The organism is Micromonospora sp. ATA51 (assembly GCF_016802855.1).
Taxonomy (GTDB): Bacteria; Actinomycetota; Actinomycetes; order Mycobacteriales; family Micromonosporaceae; genus Micromonospora; species Micromonospora sicca.
The window spans coordinates 1-1,124 of record NZ_JAEVHJ010000685.1 but is presented as its reverse complement, the minus strand read 5'-3'; the positions used below and the strand labels follow the sequence as shown (position 1 = coordinate 1,124).

The following is a 1,124-nucleotide window of genomic DNA, read 5'->3' as shown; positions in this document are numbered from 1 at the left end:
GGCACAACTGGACGATCGGCGCACCGATCAAGCGATCATTGATCGCCTACGATCACTAGCCCCTGCTGACCAGGAGCGAAATTCCGGTCAACGATCTAGAGGGTGGGACGAAGTCTTTTCACACGGGGGTTCACAACATGGAAATGAATCGACGCACGATGCTGCGCGGGGCCGCCCTGGCCGGGGCCGCGGCGGTGACCGGCCTGGCCGGCGGGCTGGCCGGGACGGCGCCGGCGAGCGCGGCCGACACCACCGAGGTGGTCAACGGGCCGTGGCTGGTCAGCGCCGCGGGCGTGTTCCAGATCGAGCCGGGCCACACCACGCCGAAGCTGCTGTTCTCCCAGGGCGACGACGCCACCGCCTCGCCCGACGGCCGGTACGTGGCCTTCCGCAACAACTCCTACATCCCCGGCCAGCCGCGCCCGGCCGCCGTGGCGCTCTGGGACCGGGTCACCGGGGAGACCCTGCCGCTGGTGGCGGGGGGGGGGGCGTCTACTGGGAGAGCCCGACCTGGTCGCCGGACGGCACCCAGCTCGCCCTGGTCCGCAACCACGACACCCTGGTGACGGTCGACGTGGCCACCGGCGCCATCCGGGTGCTCGTGCAGGGGCACTACATGGTCCGGCCGAACTGGTCCCGGGACGGCTCAATGATCGTCACCCGGTGGCACAGCCGCTCGGAGGGTCCGCAGCTGAAGACGCTGACCCTGGCCACCGGGAAGCTGCGGCGGATCTACCTGCCGGAGGCGGCCGGTGAGAACTTCGACTGGCCGGTCTTCATGCCGAACTCGGAGCGGGTGGTGTTCTGCACCAACCGCTGGACCCGGGACACCGACGTGCCCAGCGGCGCGGCGCTGGCCTCGGTCCGGATCGACGGCACCGGGCTGAAGCGGCTCACCGACACCCCGCGGCTCTACCTGTCGCCGGTGTTCTCTCCGGACGGCCGCTACTGCGCGGCGCTGTCCGTGCCGCCGACCAACGAGTACCCGGACGGCGGCAACATCATCGTCTCCACCAGCGGCTTCGGTGAGCCGTGGTGGATCCCCGGCGACGAGTACGACGACAGCAGCCGGCTGGACTGGCGCGCGCCCTCTGACCTGATCCACCTCGACGCGCGGCCGGCTT

The 1,124-nt window shown here is 70.8% G+C and carries 1 protein-coding gene; it reads left to right on the top strand.

The window, feature by feature from the left end; translation table 11 throughout:
• Positions 1–271: 271 nt before the first annotated feature.
• On the top strand, positions 272–1,124 hold an 853-nt coding region (locus JNW87_RS38950; RefSeq protein WP_238455495.1), incomplete at its 3' end, for a TolB family protein.